Here is a 3,721-nt window from a genome sequence, read left to right on the forward strand (position 1 = left end):
CTGATTCGATGCGCTTGCAGGCGCACTAGGGGAAGACCCATGTGTCTTCCCGCCAGAGTAAAAACAATCAATTCCCTGTCAAACATTCGACAGCAGCGACCAGGAAAAGGAATATGAAGCCGACTTTTTCGTGTCTTTCGTGAATTTCGTGGTAGAAAAAACGAAAACGAAAACGACATCGGCATAACCAATGCACAATCAGAGATTCTACCCGATAACCACAAAGACCCCGAGATGAAATTCCGGAACTGCATAAAGCTCACACGAATACACAGAAAGTAGGGCGCGGACCCATGTGTCCGCCCACTGGATACAACGTTCCAATTCCAATAAACCGGTCATGTAGTTACCCGCGTTGGGTTGCACTGGTGGCTTGCCACCAGTTGCATGGGAAATCACACCATCCACACAGAACAACACCACAAAAATGGGAGGCCCGAATACAATTCGGGCCGAGCGCAGCGAGCAGGAATCTGACAGAGAAACAAAAGGACAAAAATTAAGAAAATTGCTGACCCCTTTAGTGTCAACAAGTTATGGTCACTTCATATCAATGAATAACTCAATATCAGCCGCTAAAAGCATTTGAAGCTATCGCATCTTGGTGATTGGGTAATCGCCGTTACTCCAACCAAACCCGCTTTGAAAATATCTAATATTTTTGGTTACTTATCGCGTTCAATTGTTTAAACTGAGTTTGTTCGGTTTCTAAATCGCGGGAGTAGTGCGTATGAATGAAAATAATGGCTCCAAATTCGTTCGCTTTTTATTCTGTGGCATCGCATTTTTGTTGGTCGCTTATATCTTGAGCATCGGCCCTGTTTGTGCATCATTACACACAACAGAAGGGATGCCGCCTGAATATGTAGGCCCAGTTACATCTTTCTATGCTCCTTTGGACTGGGTTATGCAGAGATCCTATTTTGCTGAAAGATTAGCCGTCAAATATACTAAAGCGTGCGGTTCTCCTTTCTATAATTAAACACGTTCTCGCCCGAAAATAATGAGTGGGTAAATGCTATCTCCCCAACATCGCAGGCACCATGTTGGGTAAGCCCGAATAAAATTCGGGCCGAGCGCAGCGAGCAGGAATCTGACAGAGTAACAGAACAAACAATGGTGGTCGTCCTGTTTTCGTTAGTGAGAGATTGATGCTTTCTATCTCAATCGACCAAATGCTCAGACAGTTTTCTATTGTCAAGTTTTATAGAATCCACCAATGACACATTTTCGTGCCTTTCGTGTTTTTCGTGGTAGTCCAACTTCACCAGTGGTTTCCTTCTTTACAACTGATAAAAGGGAGCAGGACGCCCCCTTCAGTTCGCATCCGTCTTCACATCACCGGGCGGCGTGATCTTGAAGGCCGATTCCTGGTGGACTTAATTAGATAAATTTATCAAGCAGAATAAAATCGATAAAAGAGCAGAGACGATAAAAATGAATTCGTATTGGTTATTGTCGAATCACTCTGTTAAAATGAATTCAATCGATTCTGAAAACATTAGACAAGGCCGATAGTCTCATGAGTCATAAACAGCCTCCGGATCAGTTCAACCCGTATCACAAGTGGTTGGGCATTCCAGAAAAGAAGTGTCCGCCCACCTTCTATGAACTCCTGGGAATTTCGTTGAACGAAGATGACCCCGCAGTCATTCAATCTGCTGCGGAACGCCAAAAAAAACATGTGGAACAGTTTTTGGGTACTTCCTACAACAAATTTGCAAATCAACTCATCGCGCAAATTGATGAAGCGGAAATTACGTTATTGAGTCCCGAGCTTCGTCGAGAATATGATCGACAAGTGGGTCTCTTCAAAAAAAGGCGGAAGAAACGTCAATTTGATCCAACGGTGATGATTCCCCCGATGCAGAGTGGTGGGAATCGAACAGTCGGCGAAGGAAGTGGCCTGGCCCGTGAGTATGCGGGGATTGTTTCAGTATTAGTCATCGCTTTTTTCGTGATGGCGGCAGCATCGTTCTGGTTGCCGTGGGGAAAATTAGAAGCAGATAATGAAAACGTTGCAAAAACAAATCCGCATGCAAAACAACCAGCGTTGGCAGAAGAACCGGCGATGGCACACAGAGACAAAAAAGGCGTTGCCAAAAAAAAATCCAGCATGACAGCAAAGACGTCATTGAAAACGCCAGAACCTGAACCAAAAAAGGCCCCCGAAGCGAAAATTGAAACCGGAGATCAAAAAACCAATTCGATTGGTATGAAGTTTCAACTGATTCCCGCAGGTACGTTCCTGATGGGTGCGACTTTCCAAACGAGAAAGAATAACGAAAAACCAGTCCATCAGGTGATCTTGACAAAACCATTCGAAATGGGTGTGTACGAAGTGACTCAGCAGCAATATGAAGCAGTGATGGGCACGAATCCGAGTGAGTTCAAGGGACCAGATAATCCCGTTGAAATGGTGACCTGGGATAACGCAGTGGAATTCTGTATTAAGCTTTCGAATATGCCAAATGAAAAAGGCTTTATCTACCGACTACCAACTGAGGCTGAATGGGAATATGCGTGCCGTGCAGGGACAACGACAAAGTATAGTTATGGTGATGATGATTCGCAGTTAGATGACTACGCATGGTATTTTAAAAATTCGAGTTTTAAAACTCATCCCGTAGGTGAAAAGAAGTCAAATCCGTGGGGGCTATACGACATGCAGGGGAATGTTTTTGAGTGGTGCCAAGACTGGTTTGATCCCTATCAAAGCAGTGTTAAAACGAATCCGATACAGATGGGAGGCCGGATGAAATATCGCGTAATCCGTGGTGGCGGGATATCCAATGTTGCCAACTATTGCTTTTCGTCGGCTCGCCACAATGCAGCACCCGATTTGAAAAATAGTCGTATGGGCTTTCGTGTGGTCAGAAGTTCCAGCCAGTAAACCTCCACGAGCGGAAACAAGTAAGAGAGCCAGGAACTCAACCCCGCAGAGGCTGCAATTGTAATAATTGAATATCATTTGCAGAGGCCGTAGGCGGATTCGAACCACTTACCATCGACTTTGCAGGCCGATGCCCCACCACGAAGCTCTCGGTTCCACGGCCTTATAGTAACTTTTTTGTGATCATCAAACTAATAGAATCGGTTTGCATTTGAGAGACTCAACATTTATCAAAAAGGTTCGCTATTCAATCGGTTTTATTTATCATAAATAGAATATGGCATCATCCATAAAAGAATCGGCGGGTGCCACTGGTGGCTCGCCACCAGTGAATGGGAAATTACACCAGACACATAGAACAACACAAAAAAAATGGGTAAGTCCGAATAAAATTCGGGCCGAGCGCAGCGAGCAGGAATCTGACAGAGTAACAGAACAAACAATGGTGGTCGTCCTGTTTTCGTTAGTGAGAGATGGATGCTTTATTTCTCACTCGACCAAATACCCTGATCGTTTCCTGTTGTCACGTTTTATTGAATCCATGAATAACACATTTTCGTGCCTTTCGTGTTTTTCGTGGTTCAAATACATTCAGTTCACAGCGGCGGGTGGCACTGGAGGCTTGCCACCAGTGAAAATATACAACCAACCTCACACCGTTTTCTGATCAGCGTTTCGGCTTTGCCTTACTTTGTAACAGTTTGATATAAATCTATCCGAATCGCTAAAATATCTGACTATCAAGATCATCTTGACTGTTTGACTGGTCTTTATAGTACAATTGATTCTTCAATAATTTGAACTTGAGATTAACGGCATGAACACATC

General features: G+C 44.2%; 4 protein-coding genes. 3 read left to right on the forward strand and 1 reads right to left on the reverse strand.

Features of this window, described 5'->3' with window-relative positions; translation table 11 throughout:
- Positions 1-207: 207 nt before the first annotated feature.
- Positions 208-408 (reverse strand): hypothetical protein, encoded by a 201-nt coding sequence (locus tag Q0668_RS23410; RefSeq protein WP_298868965.1) that lies wholly within the window; start codon positions 406-408, stop codon positions 208-210.
- A 322-nt stretch (positions 409-730) separates the two neighbouring features.
- On the opposite strand from Q0668_RS23410, the gene Q0668_RS23415 reads away from it, so the two are divergent.
- The 3 genes from Q0668_RS23415 to Q0668_RS23425 all read left to right on the forward strand — a co-directional run bounded on the left by Q0668_RS23415 (position 731) and on the right by Q0668_RS23425 (position 3,560).
- On the forward strand, positions 731-982 hold the full coding sequence (locus tag Q0668_RS23415) for a hypothetical protein (protein WP_298868966.1): 252 nt from the start codon (positions 731-733) through the stop codon (positions 980-982).
- A 540-nt stretch (positions 983-1,522) separates the two neighbouring features.
- Positions 1,523-2,893, forward strand: coding sequence for a formylglycine-generating enzyme family protein (locus Q0668_RS23420; RefSeq protein ID WP_298868967.1), 1,371 nt, complete (start codon positions 1,523-1,525; stop codon positions 2,891-2,893).
- A 277-nt stretch (positions 2,894-3,170) separates the two neighbouring features.
- Positions 3,171-3,560 (forward strand): hypothetical protein, encoded by a 390-nt coding sequence (locus tag Q0668_RS23425; RefSeq protein ID WP_298868968.1) that lies wholly within the window; start codon positions 3,171-3,173, stop codon positions 3,558-3,560.
- The last annotated feature ends 161 nt before the right edge of the window (positions 3,561-3,721 follow it).

This window comes from uncultured Gimesia sp. (genome assembly GCF_937910335.1).
GTDB lineage: Bacteria > Planctomycetota > Planctomycetia > Planctomycetales > Planctomycetaceae > Gimesia.

Excerpts from the sequence above, each read along its gene's own strand:
- Q0668_RS23415 (WP_298868966.1), top strand. The coding sequence starts at position 731 with ATGAATGAAAATAATGGCTCCAAATTCGTTCGCTTTTTATTCTGTGGC.
- Q0668_RS23420 (WP_298868967.1), top strand. The coding sequence starts at position 1,523 with ATGAGTCATAAACAGCCTCCGGATCAGTTCAACCCGTATCACAAGTGG.
- Q0668_RS23425 (WP_298868968.1), top strand. The coding sequence starts at position 3,171 with ATGGCATCATCCATAAAAGAATCGGCGGGTGCCACTGGTGGCTCGCCA.